Origin of the sequence: Lentibacter sp. (assembly GCF_029254145.1) — a bacterium.
Taxonomy (GTDB): Bacteria; Pseudomonadota; Alphaproteobacteria; order Rhodobacterales; family Rhodobacteraceae; genus Lentibacter.
Genome location: NZ_JAQWYD010000111.1, coordinates 13315 through 31620 on the forward strand (window position 1 = coordinate 13315; position 18306 = coordinate 31620).

An 18306-nucleotide genomic window follows, 5' to 3' on the forward strand; every position below is an offset into this window, starting at 1 on the left:
CCGCAACATAGCTTATCTATAACCAATAATCCTAAGGGACCGAGATGATAAGTTTCTCGCTCAAATGCGCCGATGGCCACGGCTTTGACAGCTGGTTTCAGTCCTCTGAAGCCTTCGACAAACTGCACGCTGCAGGCATGGTGTCTTGCGCTGTCTGTGGCGTTTCCGATGTGCAAAAGTCGCTCATGGCTCCGCGCGTCAGCACGAGCAAGACACACAAAGGCGCGCTGACTGCGCCTGCACACCCCGCAGAGCAGGCTTTGGCTGAAATGCGCAGGAAGGTTGAGGCCAATTCCGAATACGTCGGCCCAAAATTCGCCGATGAAGCCCGCAAAATGCACTTGGGTGACGCACCGGAGCGTGCCATCTATGGTGAAGCAAAAATGGAAGACGCCAAAAAGCTGATCGAAGACGGCGTGCCCGTCCTGCCCCTGCCCTTCAAGCCGAACCGGAGTACAAATTGAGCCATATTCTTATCACAGGTGCCAATCGTGGAATTGGCGCACGCCTCGCAGAGCTCTATGCCGTCACAGGCGACACTGTCACAGCCACAGCGCGCAGCGGCAATGGCTACGCCGCCCTTGATGTGACAAACCCGGCCAGCGTCAAAGCCCTCGCCAGCGCGATGGCCGAAGAAACGGTCGACCTGCTGATTTGCAACGCAGGCATTTACCCCGACAAAGGCCAAGCGCTGGAAGACGGCTACCCAAGCGACATGTGGGCGCAATCTTTCGCTACCAATGTCACGGGCGTCTTCCTTACGGTCCAGGCCTTCCTGCCGCATCTGATGCGCTCAGACGCCCCAAAAATCGCAATCATTTCAAGCCAGATGGGCAGCGATACCAAGGCTCCGGGCGGCAGCTATATCTACCGAAGTTCCAAGGCTGCGGCCCTCAATCTCGCGCGCAATCTGGCCGCCGACCTTGCTCCTGAAGGCGTCGCTGTCGGCGCCTATCACCCGGGCTGGGTGCGTACGGATATGGGCGGCGATGGCGGCGATATTGATGTGGCTCAGTCCGCCGAAGGCCTGATCCGCGAGTTTGATGCCCTCAGCCTTGAAACAACGGGCTGCTTTCGCACATGGGATGGCCGCGACCACCCTTACTAAAGCACCCTTTGCCGCAGCATCAGACCCTTGCGTGCGCCTCTCCAAGCGATTAAACCGCGCCGAACGCAATTCGTGAGGCCTCCTATGCCCGTTCTGGTGATGAAATTCGGCGGCACGTCCGTCGCCAACCTTGACCGCATTCGCCGCGCTGCCAAGCGCGTCGGCGTCGAAGTGGCCAAAGGCTATGACGTAATCGTCATCGTCTCGGCCATGTCGGGCAAGACAAACGAGCTTGTTGGCTGGGTCAACGAGACCTCTCCGCTCTATGACGCGCGTGAATATGACGCCGTGGTCAGCTCTGGCGAAAACGTCACGGCAGGCCTCATGGCGCTGACATTGCAAGAAATGGACATTCCCGCACGCTCTTGGCAGGGCTGGCAAGTGCCTGTGCAGACCACATCTGCACACGCCTCCGCACGGATCGAAGACATCCCCCCCGCCAATATCGAGGCCAAGTTTGCCGAAGGCATGCGCGTGGCCGTTGTCGCGGGCTTCCAGGGCGTCAGCCCCGAAGGACGCATCACGACGCTGGGCCGCGGCGGCTCTGATACGACAGCTGTCGCCTTCGCGGCCGCCTTCAAAGCCGAGCGCTGCGATATTTATACAGACGTTGATGGCGTTTACACCACAGATCCCCGCATCTCCTCCAAGGCGCGCAAACTCGACAAGATCGCCTTTGAAGAAATGCTTGAGCTGGCATCGCTTGGTGCCAAAGTCCTGCAAACCCGCTCTGTCGAGCTGGCGATGCGCTACAAGGTTAAGCTCAGGGTTCTGAGTTCATTTGAAGAACAATCCGACGAAGCGGGCACGCTCGTTTGCGATGAGGAGGAAGTTATGGAAAACCGTCCCGTATCAGGCATCGCCTATTCCCGCGATGAAGCCAAAATGACATTGATCTCCGTGGCCGACCGCCCCGGCATTGCCGCCGCCATTTTCGGCCCGCTCTCCGAAGCAGGCATCAACGTCGATATGATCATTCAGAACATCGCAGAAGATGGGCGCACGGATATGACCTTCTCTTGCCCCACCGAACAGGTGGCGCGCGCCGAAAAGGCGATGGAAGAGGCCAAAACAAGCGGCACAATCAATTATCACAACCTCGTTGCAGATACAGACGTGGCCAAAGTATCGGCGGTTGGCATCGGTATGCGCAGCCAGTCAGGCGTCGCCGCGACGATGTTCAAAACGCTCTCTGATGAAGGAATAAACATTAAGGTTATTGCGACGTCAGAAATCAAGATTTCCGTGTTGATTGACAGGAAATACATGGAACTTGCTGTTCAAGCGCTGCATGATGCGTTTGAGCTTGAGAAAGCGGCCTGAGATTCTGCCTTGGGCCTAATTATATAAGGCCCGTTGTGATATGAGTGAACAACAAAACCCAATCAAAACAGACAGCCGGCAAATGCTGGGCCGTTTGCGTGGGGTTATGGCCGAAGACAGCGCAGGCCAGACGCGACTTGATACAATCACCAAGCTGATCGCCGAAGAAATGCACTCTGAGGTTTGCTCGGTTTATCTTTTCCGAGATGAAGAGACGCTCGAACTTTGCGCGACAGAGGGCCTAAAGGCCGAATCCGTACACCAAACCCGCATGAAAATGGGCGAAGGTCTTGTCGGGCTTGTGGCCCGCAAAGGGCAGCGGATCAACACGCCAGACGCCCCCTCAGAGCGCGGTTTTCGGTTTATGCCAGAAACGGGCGAAGAAATTTATTCAAGCTTCCTCGGCGTGCCAATCCAACGCCTTGGTGAAAAGCTCGGCGTGCTCGTGGTTCAGACCAAAGACGCCCGCCAATTCGCCGATGAAGAAGTCGACGCTCTTGAAGTCGTTGCGATGGTTCTGGCCGAAATGGCTGAGCTTGGTGCTTTCATTGGTGAAGGCGCTGCCTTGTCGGCACGCCACACCCAGCCTGTGCTTTTGCGTGGTGCGACAGGACAAGAAGGCGCTGCCGAGGGCCATGTCTGGCTACACGAGCCGCGCGTTGTTGTAACCAATCCCATCGCCGAAGACCCGCATCGCGAATTTGAACGCCTCAGCGAGGCCGTTGAAGAACTGCGCGTCGGGGTCGATAAAATGCTCGCAGGCGCGCGTGGCGGCGGCAAAGAGCAGCTCGATGTGCTCGAAGCCTACCGCATGTTTGCCAACTCCAAAGGCTGGATGAGCCGCATGGAGCAAGACATCGGTCGCGGCCTTTCGGCTGAAGCTGCCGTTGAAAAAGAACAGTCCACCGCCCGCGCCCGCATGCAACAGGTCACTGACGCCTATCTGCGCGAACGCCTGCACGATCTGGATGACCTTTCCAACCGCCTCCTGCGCATCCTGACAGGCCAAGGGCTAGAAACAGGGGCAGAAATGCCGCCTGATCCCGTCTTGATCGCCCGCAACATCGGGCCTGCCGAACTGCTGGATTATGGCCGCTCGCTCAAGGCTATCGTGCTCGAAGAAGGCTCCGTCGGCAGCCACGCTGCCATTGTTGCCCGCGCGCTGGCGATCCCGCTGATCATCCACGCGGCCCGCATCACCACAGAAGCGCTCAATGGCGATCACATCATGGTCGACGGCGATCAAGGTGTCGCTCATCTGCGCCCCGATGACACTGTGGTCGCGGCCTTCCGCGACAAAATCGCGATGCAGGCGCAAGCCCAAGAGCGCTACACCTCGATCCGCGAAAAACCCGCCACAAGCCTTGATGGACAGACCATCGCCCTCACGATGAACGCAGGCCTCATGGCCGATCTACCCTCTCTCGACAGCTCGGGCGCTGAAGGCGTCGGCCTCTTTCGCACAGAGCTTCAGTTCCTCGTGCGCAACCAGATGCCGCGCCGCTCAGAACTGTCAGCACTCTATGCCCGCGTTCTAGATGCCGCCCAAGGCAAACGCGTGGTCTTTCGCACGCTTGATATCGGCTCCGACAAAGTCCTGCCCTATATGAAGCCCAACGACGAGCCAAACCCGGCGCTTGGCTGGCGCGCAATTCGTGTGGGCCTCGACAAACCGGGCATCATGCGGATGCAGCTGCAAGCACTCCTGCGCGCCGCCAATGGCAGGCCCTTAACGGTCATGTTCCCTTTCGTGGCACAGTTTGAAGAATACCGCGCCGCACGTGTTGAGATGGACAAGGCCCTCGCCCGCGAGCGCGCTCTGGGTCACGCCCTGCCATCAAGCCTAGAAATCGGCGCCATGCTCGAGACGCCCTCCCTCGCGTTCGCACCCGACAAGTTCTTTGACGAGGTCGATTTCCTCTCTATTGGCGGCAATGATCTCAAGCAGTTCTTCTTCGCGGCAGACCGCGAAAACGAACGCGTCCGCCGCCGCTATGACACGCTCAATGTCAGCTTTCTCAGCTTCCTTGAGGGCATTGTGAAGCGCTGCAACACATCGGAGACGGCGCTCAGTTTTTGCGGAGAGGACGCAGGGCGCCCCGTCGAGGCCGTCTGCCTCGCCGCCATTGGCCTGCGGAGCCTTTCCATGCGCCCCGCTTCAATCGGCCCTGTCAAAAGCCTGCTGCGCCGCGTCGATCTTGGTGCCGTAAAAGCGCTCATCGAGGCCGCCGCCCAAGAGGGCCAACAATCCGTGCGCCCCGCCGTTGTCGAATATCTGCGCAATCTGAACTAAGAGTTTGCGCCGCCTTTGGCGTCGCCCCGGGCCGCCCTTCAGGCGGCCAACATTTATGCCTTCGGCGAGGATATTTTCAGAAAGAAAAAAGAGCTGTCGCAGGCTTAGGGGCGTTCAATCTTGGCACGGAAACGTGCGAGTATCTCGTCATGGCCAAGATCTGCATTGATCGACAGACGCCGCAAACCGAAATGCACATGCGCCATATCCTGATAATAGCTTGTATATGCGTAATTCGTCGCCGCCCCAGCCGCCGCGCCCAAGACAGGCACAGTCTGGGCGGCCAATTTCTGCCCCAATACCACAGAGAGCCGCGGCGCAATCCGCGCAATCAGCCCACTCACCGCCGCCCCGTTGACGAGCAGCCGAGTTGACAGAAATGCCAGATCGGCTCCGTCATCGTCCTCAAGCGGCCCCGCCACTGCAAAAACTGTGATGCAATCGTATTTGACGGCGGCTTCCCGCGTGTCAAAGCCATGCTCTTGCGCAATAGTCTGGATCGCGCGCAAGAGCACTGTTGTCGTCACAGGCAGCTCAGCCAAGGCAGAGGGTAGCCCGCCAAATCCACCTGCCGCGCCCATCGCAGTTGTGAGCGCGCGTGTCATCCAGCTTGGTTCGCCTGCCACAGTCTTACGCGAGCGGCTCGCCGCCTCCAAAGCCAGCTCTAGAGCGCGTGTGGTCTGCGTTTCAAGCCCTGCCCTAACAGGTGGTGGCAGCCGCTCCAGCAGCCCGTCGGCCTGTCCACCTACCGTATTGAGCAAATCGATCACCAGCCCGCCTGCGCCTTTATAGCGCCGCGCCAAAGCGCTCAGCTCCGCCTCGACATCCGCGTCAGGCAGGGGCGCGCCCAGAATTTCAATACCATAGCTCATAGATAAGAGATCGGGCACGGACACAGCTTTTTCAAGCGTCCTTCTGCACTTTCCCCACGATCCCGCTCCAGGCGCCAGCCTCAAGCTCATATCCCAAGACTCGAGCTGGGTTGGTTGGTGGTGGCATTTCAACGCCTACAAGCGGCGTAAACCCGAAGCGCGCATAATAGGGGGCATCCCCCACCAGCATCACCCGCGCCCAGCCCGTCTCACCCGCCTTGGCAAGGCTCTGGCGGATCAGCAAACCGCCCACGCCCTCACCCTGACGTGTCGGGTGAACCGCCACAGGGCCAAGGAGCAAAGCACGAACGCCTTGCGCGCGCCCCGAGCTCGTCTGCACAGGTTCAATCAGAACCGGCCAATAGCGAACAGCGCCCGCCAGTTCGCCAAACTCGTCACGCGCCACATGGCTCAGTCCCGCCACAGGGGCCACTCCGTCGCGCAAGCGATAAGAGGACAAGCCATCACGCCCCGGTGCAAAGCACAGGTCATAGAGAGTTTCCACTTCCCAGCCCTCCTCGGGCGTCTCTGGGCTCAGCTTAATCACGCGGTGCAATCTCCTTTGCGCTGGAAACGCCCCTAACACGCCGCTATGCACGGGGCAAATACTGCAAAGGAGCACGCGCAATGTTTTTCCGCCCAGAGGATGGCCACGGCCTGCCGCACAATCCGTTTAATGCCCTGATTGTTCCCCGTCCGATCGCCTGGATTTCGACACGCGGCAGCGCTGGCGTGGACAATCTCGCGCCCTATTCTTTCTTTTCGGGCGCAGCCTATGAGCCACCACAGGTCATGTTCGCCTCGACTGGCGTGAAAGAAGACCGCGACGGAACCAAAGACACGCTCGCCAACATCCGCGAAACCGGCGTCTTCTGTGTGAACCTCGTTGAAGAAGCCGCAACCGACGCGATGAACGCAAGCTCGCAAACCTTGGCCGCAGGTGTTTCTGAGTTTGATCACGCAGGGCTGAGCCGCGCCGCATGTGAAACAATTGACTGCGCCCGCCTTGACGGCGCGCCCGCCGCAATGGAATGCAAGCTTGTCGACATTCACAAAAGCCGTGGTGCCGCCAATTATGTAGTGATCGGCGAAGTCACTGGCATACATATGCGTGACGATTGCATTGTCGATGGGAAGTTTGACTCGACCCGCTTTACCCCGCTGGCCCGCATGGGCTACCGCGAGTATACGCTCGTGCGCGAGGTCTTCGAGCTGTCCCGTCCCGACGACTGAGCTGCGAAAGCGAACTGGGCAAGCAGGCAAATACGACACCTTGAAGTCGAAAACCTGCTTGCGCTCAAGCCTGCCCCTGCGATGGTGAAGGCAATATGCGCCTTCTTGTTTCCTTCGCCGCCCTGTTTCTGTCAGTGGCGCTCTTGCAGCTCTCAACGGGCGGCGTCGGTCCGCTTGATGCGCTTTCGGGCATTGCCCTTGGCTTCTCGCGCGCCGAAATCGGCCTTTTGGGTTCGGCGCATTTTCTGGGTTTCTTTATTGGCTGCTGGTGGGCCCCCCGTCTCATGGGCTCGGTCGGGCACAGCCGCGCTTTTGCTGCGTTTACAGCGCTCGGTGCAATAGCGCTTCTGGCGCACTATATCCTCATCGGACCTTATGCCTGGGCCATAATGCGCGTGGCCTCGGGCCTCTGCGTGGCGGGCTGCTACACTGTGATCGAGGCCTGGCTTCAAGCCAAAGTCACCAACGAAACGCGTGGCCGTACGATGGGCGTCTACCGCATCGTCGATATGAGCGGCTCGCTTTTCAGCCAATTGCTGATCGGCTTTCTCGCCCCTGCCCACTACATGTCCTACTCGATCCTTGCGATGCTCTGCTGCGCGGCCCTTCTGCCGCTCACCCTGACAACTGCAACACAGCCCGAAACCCCAGATGCACCGCGCCTGCGCCCGATGCTGGCGGTGAGCCGCTCGCCCCTCGCTGCGGTCGGTGTGGTCGTCGCCGCGCTCAGCTCGGCCTCATTTCGGATGGTCGGTCCTGTTTACGGCCAGGAGGTGGGCCTGGAAGTGACCCAAATTGCCACATTCCTTGCGGCATTTGTCCTCGGGGGCGCGCTCGCCCAATACCCCATCGGCTGGCTCGCCGACAAATACGACCGACGCTGGGTGCTGATCTGGCTCTCCCTCGCAGCCATCCTAAGCTGCGCCTCAACAGCCCTACTGCAAGACCTCACCACAACAGGCATCTTGCTCAACGCAGCCTTCTTCGGCCTCACAACCTTCCCGATCTACTCGGTCGCCGCTGCCCACGCCCATGACTTCGCAACCTCAGAAGAGCGTGTCGAGCTCTCCGCCGCTCTTATGTTCTGGTTCGCCACAGGCGCCATCGCCGCGCCCCTCGCAGCCTCCTATCTGATGGAAGCCTTCGGCCCACCCGCCCTTTTCATCATGATCGCTGTCGGCCACGCAGGCCTCGCCATCTTCGGCCTCGCCCGCATGCGCTCCCGCTCAAGCCCGACTGAACGCACGCCCTATATCTACGCCCCACGCACCTCTTTCACCATCGGCCGCCTCTTGGGCCGCAGCCGCGACATATCCTGATCCTTTTTCTTTCCAGAAATATCCCAGGGGATGCGGGGGACTGGTCCCCCGCTTTTCCTGTGGTGCGGGGGACTGCTCCCCCACCTCGGTCGGATTTTGCGAAGCAAAATTCGAAACCTGTAGAACCCCGCGCCACCTTGAGCTAAACACCGCCCAAAGCGCAAAACAAAGGCTCCCCAGATGGCACGTCACCTCATCACCTCGGCAATCCCCTACATCAACGGGATCAAACATCTGGGCAATCTCGTCGGCTCCCAGCTCCCCGCCGATCTCTACGCCCGCTACCTGCGCCAACGTGGCCATGAGGTGCTCTTCCTATGCGCCACTGACGAGCACGGAACCCCCGCCGAACTCGCCGCTGCCAAGGCTGGCAAGCCGGTCGCGGACTATTGCGCCGAGATGCACGATGTCCAAGCCAAGATCGCCGATGGCTTCGGCCTGAGCTTTGATCACTTCGGCCGCTCCTCCAGCGCCCAAAACCACGCACTCACACAGCACTTTGCAGGCGCTCTCGCCCGCCAAGGCCTGATCAAAGAAGTCAGCGAAACACAGATCTACTCCCAAGCCGATGGCCGCTTCCTGCCAGATCGCTACATCGAAGGCACCTGCCCCAATTGCGGCTTTGAAGATGCGCGCGGCGATCAATGCGACAATTGCACAAAACAGCTCGACCCGACCGATCTGATCAATCCGCGCTCCTCCGTCTCTGGCGCAACCGATCTGGAAGAGCGCGAAACAAAGCACCTCTACCTCAAGCAATCCAACCTGCGTGACGATCTGCAAGCATGGATCAACTCCAAATCCGACTGGCCCGTACTCACAACCTCCATCGCCAACAAATGGCTAAATGACGGCGACGGCCTGCAAGACCGCGGCATCACCCGCGATCTGAACTGGGGCATCCCTGTCAAAAACGGAACAGAGGACTGGCTCGGCATGGAGGGCAAGGTCTTCTACGTCTGGTTTGACGCGCCTATCGAATATATCGCCTGCGCCCAAGAATGGGTCGATGCAGGTAAAGGCTCTGATTGGGAACGCTGGTGGCGCACCGACAAAGGCGCCGATGATGTGACCTATACCCAGTTCATGGGCAAGGATAACGTCCCCTTCCACACGCTCTCTTTCCCCGCGACCATTCTGGGCTCGGGCGAGCCGTGGAAGCTCGTCGATTACATCAAATCCTTCAACTACCTCAACTATGAAGGTGGCCAATTCTCCACATCCCGTGGCCGTGGCGTCTTCATGGACCAAGCGCTGGAAATTCTGCCCGCTGATGTCTGGCGCTGGTGGCTTTTGTCCCACGCGCCCGAAAGCTCGGATGCAGAATTCACATGGGAAAACTTCCAAGCCGCCGTCAACAAAGACCTCTCTGATGTCTTGGGCAACTTCGTCTCGCGCGTCACCAAATTCTGCCGCAGCAAATTTGACGAAACAGTGCCAAGCGCAGGCGAATATGGCCCCGCCGAGCACGCCCTGATCGCCGATCTCACAAAACGTATCCGCGCCTATGAAAGTCATATGGAAGCGATGGATGTGCGCAAGTCCGCAGCCGAGCTGCGCGCCATCTGGGCCGCTGGCAACGAATATCTGCAAGAGGCCGCGCCGTGGTCGGTCTTTAAAGAAGACCCGGATCGCGCAGCTGCGCAAATCCGCCTCGCGCTCAATCTGATCCGTCTCTATGCCGTGCTCTCCGCGCCCTTTATCCCGACAACCGCTGCCAAGCTCTTTGTTGCGATGAACACGCTCGACACAAGCTGGCCCGATGATGTTGCTGCAGCTCTGGGCAGTCTGGAGGCCGGCCATGAATTCGCTGTGCCTGACAATCTTTTTGCCAAAATCACAGATGAAGAGCGCGAAGACTGGGCGGCAAAATTCTCGGGTGTTCGCACCTAAACACTGCGCCAACCCACCGCACGGCCCATTGTCTAATTTTCTTTTAACGCAGCCCTGCTTTGGGCGGTGCACGCTTTGTGCACGGATTGTGCACGCTTATCACCCCCCTAGAATCAGCCCATCCTTGAGCCCTTAACCAAGTGGGGCGCAGCTGAAACAGTCAGTTAGGACTTGACCTAGCGCCCGCTCTCTATTTAACATGTTAACAAGAGGAGAGGAGCCAGCCGACATGCCGCATTTTTCGATAGAATATTCGGCCAATCTTGAAGCGCACGTGAACATGCCTGCGCTGCTTGAGGCGCTCCGCCTTGCAGCGATTGAAACAGGATTGTTTCCACTCGCTGGTATCCGCATCCGCGCCTTTCGCGCCGATCATGTGAGCATCGCTGATGGCAATCCGGCCCACGCCTTCCTTGATCTCTCGATCCGCTTGCGCGAAGGCCGCCCGCAGGACGCCAAGGAAGCCGCAACAAGCCATATTTTCAAGGCCTTGGAGGCATTTCTTGCGCCGAGCATGGCAACCCATTCCATCGCATTGTCCATAGAAATGCGTGACATCGACGCCCGCCTGTCTCCCAAAGCTGGCAGCATCCGTGACCACTTGAAGAAAGAGAGCTGACATGAGCGATTTGAGCGCCAATATCACCAAAGCAGAAGCCTATCTCGCCCGTTTCAAAGAGGGTGGCGTGATAAACCATATCGGCGGCAAGCCCGTCCCCGCGCTCTCTGGTGGAACCTTCGAAAACCACTCCCCTGTGGATGAAGAATTCCTCTGTCATGTGGCCAAATCGGGTGCTGCGGATATTGACGTCGCCGCACGTTCAGCCCACGCGGCCTTCGCTGCATGGCGCGACTTACCTGCCACCAACCGCAAGAAAATACTCCATAAAATCGCTGACGGGATCGAAGCCCGCGCCGAAGAAATCGCTTTTGCCGAGTGCCTCGATACGGGCCAGCCGCTTAGGTTTATGTCAAAGGCCTCGCTGCGCGGTGCGGAGAACTTTCGCTTCTTTGCCGACCGTGCGCCTGCCGCGCGTGATGGACAGTCGCTGCCATCGCCCACGCTCATGAACGTGACAACCCGCGTCCCCATCGGCCCTGTTGGCGTGATCACGCCTTGGAATACACCGTTTATGCTCTCGACATGGAAAATCGCGCCCGCTTTGGCTGCGGGTTGCACTGTGGTCCATAAGCCTGCCGAATTCAGCCCTATCACGGCCAGCATCCTCTGTGAAATCGCTCATGACGCAGGCCTGCCCGACGGGGTTTGGAACCTCGTGAACGGTTTTGGCGAGGACGCGGGAAAGGCGCTCACCGAGCACAAACTGATCAAAGCCATCGCCTTTGTCGGCGAGAGCAAAACAGGCTCGATGATCATGCGCCAAGGCTCCGAATCGCTCAAGCGCGTACACTTCGAACTGGGCGGTAAGAATCCGGTCATCGTTTTTGAGGATGCTGATCTGGACCGCGCCCTCGATGCCGCCATCTTCATGATCTACTCCCTAAACGGAGAACGCTGCACATCTTCCTCCCGTCTGCTTTTGCAAAAGAGCATTGCAGGCGAATTTATTGACAAGCTCGTAGCCCGCGTGAACAACATCCGTGTCGGCCATCCCCTTGATAAAAATACAGAAATAGGACCACTTATCCATAAGACACACTTCGAAAAAGTCTGCTCTTACTTTGATATCGCACAAAAAGACGGCGCCACAATTGCAGCCGGCGGCAAAGCCCCCCAAGGCAAAGGCCATTATGTACGCCCGACCCTCTTCACAAACGCCACGCCTGATATGCGAATCGCTCAGGAGGAGATTTTCGGCCCCGTTCTGACCACGCTGACATTTGAAACCGAAGAGGAAGCCCTCGAGATCGCCAACAGCGTGGACTACGGCCTCACAGGCTATGTCTGGACCCAAGACATCACCCGCGCCATGCGCTTCACAGACAAGCTAGAAGCTGGCATGATCTGGGTGAACTCAGAGAATGTACGCCACCTCCCCACGCCGTTTGGTGGGGTCAAAGCGTCCGGAATCGGCCGTGATGGCGGGGATTGGAGCTTTGAATTCTACATGGAGCAAAAGCATATCGGCTTTGCCATTGGAGAGCACAGCATTCCTCGCCTTGGCGCTTGATATCATAGACAAATCGGAGACATAACATGCCCGTTCCTGCCCCCAATCTTTACCCTGATTTCAACACGATACGGCTTTCCCATACTTGCCTCAATGTGAAAGACCTCACCGCGTCCAAGACATTCTACACTGACATTCTCGGGCTTCAGATCACCGATGAGAGCGACACGCACATCTACCTGCGCGCGATGGAAGAGCGGGGACATCATTGCATCATCCTACAAAAGTCCGACGAACCTGGTACCGTTGAAGTCATGGGCTTCAAGACGTTTGATGAGGGTGATCTTGACACAGCCGAAGCCTTCTTCAAATCAAAGGGCCGCCCAACGTCATGGGTTGAGCGCCCCTATCAGGGCCGGACCCTGTTGACCTCTGACAACATAGGCATACCGCTCGAATTCTACCACAAGATGGACCGCCTTGCGCCGATCCATCAAAAATACGCGCTCTATCGCGGCGTCAGGCCACTGCGCATTGACCATTTCAACTGCTTCTCACCCGATGTCGACGCTTCAGTTGCGTTCTATAGCGAGTTTGGCTTCCGCGTTACGGAATACACCGAAGATGAAGAGAGCAAGAAGCTCTGGGCCGCATGGATGCACCGCAAAGGAGGCGTGCACGACATGGCCTTCACGAATGGAACTGGGCCACGCATGCACCATGTCGCCTTCTGGGTGCCAACCCCACTCAATATCATTGATCTACTCGATCTAATGGCAACCTCAGGCTACGTGAATAACATCGAGCGCGGCCCCGGACGGCACGGAATTTCCAATGCGTTCTTCCTCTATATCCTTGACCCAGATGGTCACCGAATCGAGATTTATTGCTCTGATTATCAAACGGTTGATCCAGACCTCGAGCCCATAAAATGGGATCTTCAAGACCCCCAACGCCAGACCCTTTGGGGCGCAGCTGCGCCGCGCAGCTGGTTTGAACATGGGACAAAGTTCGTTGGCGCCGAAACTCGCGACAGCCAGATCAAAGCCAGTCCGATCATTGCGCCTTAGGGGGAATTCGATGAAATTTGCTACAATAAATAGGGGCAATACGCAGCTCTACGGAGCAGTTTCCGAAGCAGGCTTCACAGCCCTCTCGCCCAGCTTTCCAGAGTGGGCGACGATGCGAGATGTCGTGAACGCAGCTGGCCTGCCTTCCCTTGCAAAAGCCGCTGAGGGTCGCACCGTCACGCACCCTAACGACAGCTTTACTTACGCGATCCCCGTACCGAACCCAGAGAAGATTATCTGCGTCGGCGTCAATTTCCCTGATCGCAACGCCGAATATAAAGACGGGCAGGATGCCCCGCCAAACATGTCGCTATTCCCGCGGTTTGCGCGCAGCTTTACTGGCCATGATGAAGCGCTCGTGCGACCACCAGAAACGCCTCAGCTGGATTATGAAGGCGAGATCGCCATCATAATCGGGAAGGGCGGCAGGCGCATCTTACAAGCCGATGCCTATGACCATATCGCCGCGCTTAGCCTCTGCAATGAAGGCACGTTGCGTGACTGGGTGCGCCACGCCAAGTTCAACGTCACGCAAGGCAAAAACTGGGATAACTCGGGCGCTATTGGCCCTTGGCTCGTTCCATTCGAGCGGGCGGAGCAACTTGATGACATCCGCCTGACAACCCATGTGAATGGAGAGTTGAGACAAGATGATCGCACCTCTCGGATGCTCTTCCCTATCCGCCGTCAGATTGAATATATTTCAACATTCACCACTCTGGTTCCTGGTGATATAATCATCACAGGAACCCCCACAGGCGCTGGCGCAAGGTTTGATCCACCGCGTTTCCTTGTCCCTGGAGACGAGGTCATTGTCGCCGCTGAAGGCATCGGTGAGCTTCGCAATACGGTGAGAGACGAATGACCCCAGCAGAGATTAAATCCGCAGCTGTTGCATTGTTTGAAGCCGAAAAATCAGGCGTACAAATGGGCTTACTCTCTGTCACCTATCCCAAGATTACGATGGACGACGCATACGCTATTCAGGCGGAACTTATCGCGCAAAAGCAGGCCGAAGGTCTCGATACCATCGGGTGGAAAATCGGCCTCACCTCGCGTGCGATGCAGATGGCACTTAACATCGATATCCCCGACAGCGGTGTTTTGCTTGAGAACATGGTTTTTTCAAACGGTGCGCGCATTCCCCCAGCCCGCTTCATCCAACCGCGCGTCGAGGCCGAGATTGCCTTTGTAATGAAGGCTCCACTGAAGGGCCGCGTCACGCGCGAAGAGGTCATCGCAGCGACTGAATATGTCACTCCAAGCATCGAAATTCTCGATACCCGCATCCTACGCGCCGATCCGGCCTCTGGCCAGAACCGCAAGATATTTGACACCATTTCAGACAACGCCGCAAACGCGGGCATTGTCCTAGGCGGAGGGCATTTTGACCCCGCATCAGATCTTAGATGGGTCGGAGCGATTGTATCTGCCAACGGGCAAGTCGAGGAGACAGGGCTAGGCGCAGGTGTGCTCAACGATCCCGTAGAAGGTATTGTTTGGCTGGCACAGCGCATGGATCTTTATGGCCAAACCATCAAAGCAGGCCAAGTTATCCTTTCAGGCAGTTTTATCCGCCCGCTTGAATGCCCACCCGATACACTTATCGAAGCCGACTTCGGGCCATGGGGCGTTGTCAGTTGCCACTTTGAATGAACCGTTTGGCAATATCGCCTGACATATAGCTGATACGCCCGCCTGCGATTGTTGCTGCCAAACGGCGGCTTTCGGCCTCCATAATCACAACATCCGCGCGCTGGCCAATGGCCAGTGTACCGCGATCCTCAAGTCCGAGCAGACGCGCTGGACCAGAAGAGACCAGCGCCCAAGCACTCGCAAGATTACAAAGGCCCGCCTGTTCGACAAAAAATGCGGCACGCCTGAGGGACGGGTAGTGATAGTCAGACGCCAGCGCATCGCAATGGCCCATTGCGATCAAATCAACCGCGCTCACGTTTCCGTTGTGGCTCCCGCCACGCACAACATTGGGCGCGCCCAAAATTACACCTGTCCCCAGAGTTCTCGCTGCTTCGCCTGCCTCTAGGGTCTCTGGAAACTCCGAGAGTGTCACGCCGGCTCGCTGCCAGAACAAACAGTCTTCATGCGTTTTGTCATCATGACTTCCCAGCTTCACGCCTTGAAGCGCAAGCCGCTCGGCCAGTCCAGCTACAGCAGCTGGGACCAATTCGCTCTCACTATGCATTTTTTGAAGAAGATTATGTAATTTCTCAGGACTACGGCGGCTCTTCAGGGCCATTCCGTTTAGTCGCCGCGGCACAAGACCTTTCGCAAGCCGCTCGTGCGGAACGTGATCATTGAAAACCACATACTCAACGCCGTATTGCGCAACGAGGGCTTCAAAGCGCGCATAGTCCTCAAGCATATGGGTCTCAAACCGGAGTTGGGCCCGTAAATCTGTTACGACCTCGCCAGCTATGCGGGCCAAAGCCTCAAGGAATTGAGCAGCAAATTCCGCACTGCGATAACCGCCTTCCCAACTGAAAAATTGCGCCATCACAGCGGTCGTGATCCCGTTGGCCGCAAGCTCGGCTTCGGCCGCTCGCAAGCCAGCGCCAAGGTCTTTCATTGCACCACGGCGCATCGCGAGATGACGTTCAAAGCCATCACCGTGAATGTCGACCAAACCTGGTAAAACCATATAACCAGAAAGATTGACCTCGCGACCACCCGCTTCACAAATGATGCCATCTGAAAAAGAAAGCGGCTCACGCGCAAGCCCATCGGGACCAAGCACTTCACCCCCAACTAATCTCAGTGCCAATTCACTCATCTCTAGGTTCTTCTCCCAAGACCATGTCGAGCATCGTGAGATCATGGTCGAATTTTCCATTGCGTAAAAACTCAAGCACCTGCGCAACAACAATCGGATTATTCATCAAAAAAGTATGGGTCACGGGCAGAACAATATGATCAGTCATTCCTTTGACTTTGGTTGAGGCAACCGACACCTTACCATCATCATCGCCCGGTAGGATCACCGAAAAGACAGGGCTAAGTGAACGGCTCCCCGCAATTACTCCCAGCTCGAAATCGACATCGGTCAAATGTGCAGGAATACCATCAGGCCCCGTCCCAAGCTGCTTTCCTGCGGGTCCATTAAACCAGCCAAAAGCATCCCAATCTCCGAACTCATCGACAATTTCTGAGCCTTGGTTGGGTGGTGCGAGCATCACGACACGTCCCAGATTTTGCAGGCTATCACCCGCTAGAAAGTATCGCACAAGAATGCCGCCCATCGAGTGAGTAACAAAGTGCACCTTATTCCCGCCGCAGACCTGAATTGTTTTTGGCAGCACCTCAGCGGTCAGGGCCGCAATGGTCTCTTTTGTCGAGGGGTAATTGGGACGTACAACTTTGTAACCCTGCTCTTCGAGCACTTCTTCCAACAGGTAGAGCGAGATATCGCTTCGGGCCAGACCATGCAAAAGCACGACGCACTCAGCACGCGCGAGAGCGGGCAGACAGCAGATTAGGAGGGCCAAAAGATATCGCATGGGCGTCAGATAGCCATTCTGCTTCTGTGTTGAAAGAGGCAATGCGACCTCAACACACGTGGTTCAATCAGCTTTGGCGCGGTACAGTGAAAGCACCACACCACCCAAGACCATCAGCGCCGCAACCAGAAAGCGCCAAGTCATCTCTTCCCCAATAAAGACAATACCACCCGCCAATGCGATAATAGGAACCGTTAGCTGTGCTACAGCGGCTACGCTTGCAGGCAATTCGGGCAAGACCCGATACCAAAGAGCATAGCCGAGGCCTGACGTCACAGCGCCCGACAGAACTGCAAGCAAAGCTCCGATAGGGCTCATTCCGTCCCACATGAAAAACGCAGGCAAGAGGCCCAGAGGCGTCGCCCAAAGAAAATTACGCGCTGTGGCTCCCAACGGGTCTGCCGCACCTGCCCCCAAGAGCGAGTAGATACCCCAGCCTAGTGCCGCCCCAAGCATAAGCCCCGCACCGAGTAACGGAACGGGCGCCGTACCACTGGGCCACATCAAGAAGCTCAAACCAGCAAAAGCGAACCCTGCCCCTATCCAGCGCATAGTCGGCACAGATTCGCCTCTGAAGAGCGCGCCTGCAAACATGGTTATTTGGACCCCACCAAAAAGAATAAGAGCACCGAGGCCAGCATCCAGACTGAGGTAGGCAAAGGAAAATCCTATCACATATGCCAAAAGCGAGAGAGGGCCAGCCACATTTGTTAGCCGCCAGTTAGCTTGTCCACGTATCTGCACAATTGCGACCAACATAAGTGCGCCCGAAAGCAAGCGCAGAGCAGCAAAGCTTGCCGCGCCGACTTCACTTTCTGTCAGAGCCATCCGGTTGAGAATTGAGTTGGCGGCGAAGGCCAACATCGTAATAGACACCAGAATGATCAGCCGCATGCGCTACACTTCTTCGAAGGCTTTGGGGTAAACTAGTTTTGCCTCTGGTATGCCCTCTCCGCCTGCCAGCATGGTGTAAGCATTTGGGTATGGCGTCACCAAATGCGCCGCTCGTTCGCGCGAAAAGCCTGTATGTTCGTAGAAGTCAGGCTGCCCCAAGACGACAACAGACTGCCCAGAACCCTCAGCCCATGCCACAAGTTGCCCGATCATCCGCTTGCCATGGTTCTTACGCTGCCAATCGGGTCTAATCGCCACTGGCGCGAGGCAAAGCCACTCTTTCGGCAGCACCATTCTGGAGAGCGCGTAGTATCCTATGAGCTCATCGCCCAGCGGCAAGACCATCTCACCGGCCATCTCTCCAGCTTCTCGAAGCTTTAGGACCAGCTCCGCCTCACTTGGTCCCTCAAAAGCTATGCGCAAAAGAGTATCAACTTTTGAAGTTTCATCTGCGTGCATCGGACGCAAGAAAGACGGGAAGACAGCTGTGTTCATGGCGAGAGCCTAACGCATTAGAATGATAAGAAAAGAGGCGCCCCTCTCGGAGCGCCTCTTATTTACTTTAGCATAACCCTACCCACATCTTTGGTTTCGCAAAGTGCCGATAAGGCGGCTGACATTCCTAAAGGAATGTAGCTTACATCATGCCGCCCATGCCGCCCATGTCGGGCATGCCGCCGCCTGCTGCGCCGCCGTCTTTGGCAGGCAGATCAG

At 57.3% G+C, this 18306-nt stretch carries 18 protein-coding genes; 12 read left to right on the forward strand and 6 right to left on the reverse strand.

Annotated features, from left to right (window positions below):
• The first annotated feature begins 44 nt into the window (after positions 1 to 44).
• From P8O11_RS12585 to ptsP, 4 genes are all read left to right on the forward strand, one after another.
• Positions 45 to 464 (forward strand): DUF1178 family protein, encoded by a 420-nt coding sequence (locus P8O11_RS12585; RefSeq protein WP_300294688.1) that lies wholly within the window; start codon positions 45 to 47, stop codon positions 462 to 464.
• On the forward strand, positions 461 to 1108 hold the full coding sequence (locus P8O11_RS12590; protein ID WP_300294690.1) for an SDR family NAD(P)-dependent oxidoreductase: 648 nt from the start codon (positions 461 to 463) through the stop codon (positions 1106 to 1108). Before P8O11_RS12585 ends, P8O11_RS12590 begins: the two co-directional genes overlap by 4 nt.
• 84 nt (positions 1109 to 1192) lie before the next feature.
• On the forward strand, positions 1193 to 2431 hold the full coding sequence (locus P8O11_RS12595; protein WP_300294692.1) for an aspartate kinase: 1239 nt from the start codon (positions 1193 to 1195) through the stop codon (positions 2429 to 2431).
• A gap of 40 nt (positions 2432 to 2471) precedes the next feature.
• Positions 2472 to 4724 carry a phosphoenolpyruvate--protein phosphotransferase gene (gene ptsP / locus P8O11_RS12600; RefSeq protein ID WP_300294694.1) on the forward strand — a complete coding sequence of 751 codons (2253 nt, stop codon included), beginning with the start codon at positions 2472 to 2474 and terminating at the stop codon, positions 4722 to 4724.
• Between the two features lie 104 nt (positions 4725 to 4828).
• On the opposite strand, the gene P8O11_RS12605 is transcribed toward ptsP, so the two are convergent.
• Both P8O11_RS12605 and P8O11_RS12610 read right to left on the reverse strand, forming a co-directional pair.
• Positions 4829 to 5596: an EcsC family protein gene (locus P8O11_RS12605; protein ID WP_300294722.1), complete on the reverse strand. Its 768-nt coding sequence runs from the start codon at positions 5594 to 5596 to the stop codon at positions 4829 to 4831.
• A 31-nt stretch (positions 5597 to 5627) separates the two neighbouring features.
• On the reverse strand, positions 5628 to 6143 hold the full coding sequence (locus P8O11_RS12610) for a GNAT family N-acetyltransferase (RefSeq protein ID WP_300294696.1): 516 nt from the start codon (positions 6141 to 6143) through the stop codon (positions 5628 to 5630).
• An 80-nt stretch (positions 6144 to 6223) separates the two neighbouring features.
• On the opposite strand from P8O11_RS12610, the gene P8O11_RS12615 reads away from it, so the two are divergent.
• The 8 genes from P8O11_RS12615 (at position 6224) to hpaH (ending at position 14839) form a co-directional block, all read left to right on the forward strand.
• Positions 6224 to 6829 (forward strand): flavin reductase family protein, encoded by a 606-nt coding sequence (locus P8O11_RS12615; RefSeq protein ID WP_300294698.1) that lies wholly within the window; start codon positions 6224 to 6226, stop codon positions 6827 to 6829.
• A 95-nt stretch (positions 6830 to 6924) separates the two neighbouring features.
• The gene (locus P8O11_RS12620; protein WP_300294700.1) at positions 6925 to 8148 is read left to right on the forward strand and encodes an MFS transporter; all 1224 of its coding nucleotides are present in this window, start codon (positions 6925 to 6927) and stop codon (positions 8146 to 8148) included.
• 180 nt (positions 8149 to 8328) lie between these two features.
• Positions 8329 to 10041 (forward strand): methionine--tRNA ligase, encoded by a 1713-nt coding sequence (gene metG / locus P8O11_RS12625; RefSeq protein ID WP_300294702.1) that lies wholly within the window; start codon positions 8329 to 8331, stop codon positions 10039 to 10041.
• A gap of 229 nt (positions 10042 to 10270) precedes the next feature.
• On the forward strand, positions 10271 to 10660 hold the full coding sequence (locus P8O11_RS12630) for a 5-carboxymethyl-2-hydroxymuconate isomerase (RefSeq protein WP_300294704.1): 390 nt from the start codon (positions 10271 to 10273) through the stop codon (positions 10658 to 10660).
• Between the two features lies 1 nt (position 10661).
• Positions 10662 to 12173, forward strand: a complete 1512-nt coding sequence (hpaE, locus tag P8O11_RS12635; protein ID WP_300294706.1) for a 5-carboxymethyl-2-hydroxymuconate semialdehyde dehydrogenase — start codon at positions 10662 to 10664, stop codon at positions 12171 to 12173.
• Positions 12174 to 12199: 26 nt separating this feature from the next.
• Positions 12200 to 13183: a 3,4-dihydroxyphenylacetate 2,3-dioxygenase gene (gene hpaD / locus P8O11_RS12640; RefSeq protein WP_300294708.1), complete on the forward strand. Its 984-nt coding sequence runs from the start codon at positions 12200 to 12202 to the stop codon at positions 13181 to 13183.
• Between the two features lie 10 nt (positions 13184 to 13193).
• On the forward strand, positions 13194 to 14048 hold the full coding sequence (locus P8O11_RS12645) for a fumarylacetoacetate hydrolase family protein (protein ID WP_300294710.1): 855 nt from the start codon (positions 13194 to 13196) through the stop codon (positions 14046 to 14048).
• The gene (gene hpaH, locus P8O11_RS12650) at positions 14045 to 14839 is read left to right on the forward strand and encodes a 2-oxo-hept-4-ene-1,7-dioate hydratase (protein ID WP_300294712.1); all 795 of its coding nucleotides are present in this window, start codon (positions 14045 to 14047) and stop codon (positions 14837 to 14839) included. The genes P8O11_RS12645 and hpaH overlap by 4 nt, the downstream gene beginning before the upstream one ends.
• On the opposite strand, the gene P8O11_RS12655 is transcribed toward hpaH, so the two are convergent.
• From P8O11_RS12655 to P8O11_RS12670, 4 genes are all read right to left on the reverse strand, one after another.
• On the reverse strand, positions 14820 to 15974 hold the full coding sequence (locus P8O11_RS12655) for an alpha-D-ribose 1-methylphosphonate 5-triphosphate diphosphatase (RefSeq protein ID WP_300294714.1): 1155 nt from the start codon (positions 15972 to 15974) through the stop codon (positions 14820 to 14822). The genes hpaH and P8O11_RS12655 overlap by 20 nt on opposite strands.
• The gene (locus P8O11_RS12660; RefSeq protein ID WP_300294716.1) at positions 15967 to 16698 is read right to left on the reverse strand and encodes an alpha/beta fold hydrolase; all 732 of its coding nucleotides are present in this window, start codon (positions 16696 to 16698) and stop codon (positions 15967 to 15969) included. The genes P8O11_RS12655 and P8O11_RS12660 overlap by 8 nt, the downstream gene beginning before the upstream one ends.
• Before the next feature lie 63 nt (positions 16699 to 16761).
• On the reverse strand, positions 16762 to 17592 hold the full coding sequence (locus tag P8O11_RS12665) for a DMT family transporter (RefSeq protein WP_300294718.1): 831 nt from the start codon (positions 17590 to 17592) through the stop codon (positions 16762 to 16764).
• A 3-nt stretch (positions 17593 to 17595) separates the two neighbouring features.
• Positions 17596 to 18087 carry a GNAT family N-acetyltransferase gene (locus P8O11_RS12670; protein WP_300294720.1) on the reverse strand — a complete coding sequence of 164 codons (492 nt, stop codon included), beginning with the start codon at positions 18085 to 18087 and terminating at the stop codon, positions 17596 to 17598.
• Positions 18088 to 18306 lie beyond the last annotated feature (219 nt).

Coding starts and splice junctions, on each gene's coding strand:
- hpaD (WP_300294708.1), top strand. CDS start 12,200: ATGCCCGTTCCTGCCCCCAATCTTTACCCTGATTTCAACACGATACGG.
- P8O11_RS12645 (WP_300294710.1), top strand. CDS start 13,194: ATGAAATTTGCTACAATAAATAGGGGCAATACGCAGCTCTACGGAGCA.
- hpaH (WP_300294712.1), top strand. CDS start 14,045: ATGACCCCAGCAGAGATTAAATCCGCAGCTGTTGCATTGTTTGAAGCC.
- P8O11_RS12670 (WP_300294720.1), bottom strand. CDS start 18,087: ATGAACACAGCTGTCTTCCCGTCTTTCTTGCGTCCGATGCACGCAGAT.
- P8O11_RS12655 (WP_300294714.1), bottom strand. CDS start 15,974: ATGAGTGAATTGGCACTGAGATTAGTTGGGGGTGAAGTGCTTGGTCCC.
- P8O11_RS12660 (WP_300294716.1), bottom strand. CDS start 16,698: ATGCGATATCTTTTGGCCCTCCTAATCTGCTGTCTGCCCGCTCTCGCG.
- P8O11_RS12615 (WP_300294698.1), top strand. CDS start 6,224: ATGTTTTTCCGCCCAGAGGATGGCCACGGCCTGCCGCACAATCCGTTT.
- P8O11_RS12620 (WP_300294700.1), top strand. CDS start 6,925: ATGCGCCTTCTTGTTTCCTTCGCCGCCCTGTTTCTGTCAGTGGCGCTC.
- P8O11_RS12630 (WP_300294704.1), top strand. CDS start 10,271: ATGCCGCATTTTTCGATAGAATATTCGGCCAATCTTGAAGCGCACGTG.
- ptsP (WP_300294694.1), top strand. CDS start 2,472: ATGAGTGAACAACAAAACCCAATCAAAACAGACAGCCGGCAAATGCTG.
- P8O11_RS12595 (WP_300294692.1), top strand. CDS start 1,193: ATGCCCGTTCTGGTGATGAAATTCGGCGGCACGTCCGTCGCCAACCTT.
- hpaE (WP_300294706.1), top strand. CDS start 10,662: ATGAGCGATTTGAGCGCCAATATCACCAAAGCAGAAGCCTATCTCGCC.
- P8O11_RS12665 (WP_300294718.1), bottom strand. CDS start 17,592: ATGCGGCTGATCATTCTGGTGTCTATTACGATGTTGGCCTTCGCCGCC.
- P8O11_RS12605 (WP_300294722.1), bottom strand. CDS start 5,596: ATGAGCTATGGTATTGAAATTCTGGGCGCGCCCCTGCCTGACGCGGAT.
- metG (WP_300294702.1), top strand. CDS start 8,329: ATGGCACGTCACCTCATCACCTCGGCAATCCCCTACATCAACGGGATC.
- P8O11_RS12585 (WP_300294688.1), top strand. CDS start 45: ATGATAAGTTTCTCGCTCAAATGCGCCGATGGCCACGGCTTTGACAGC.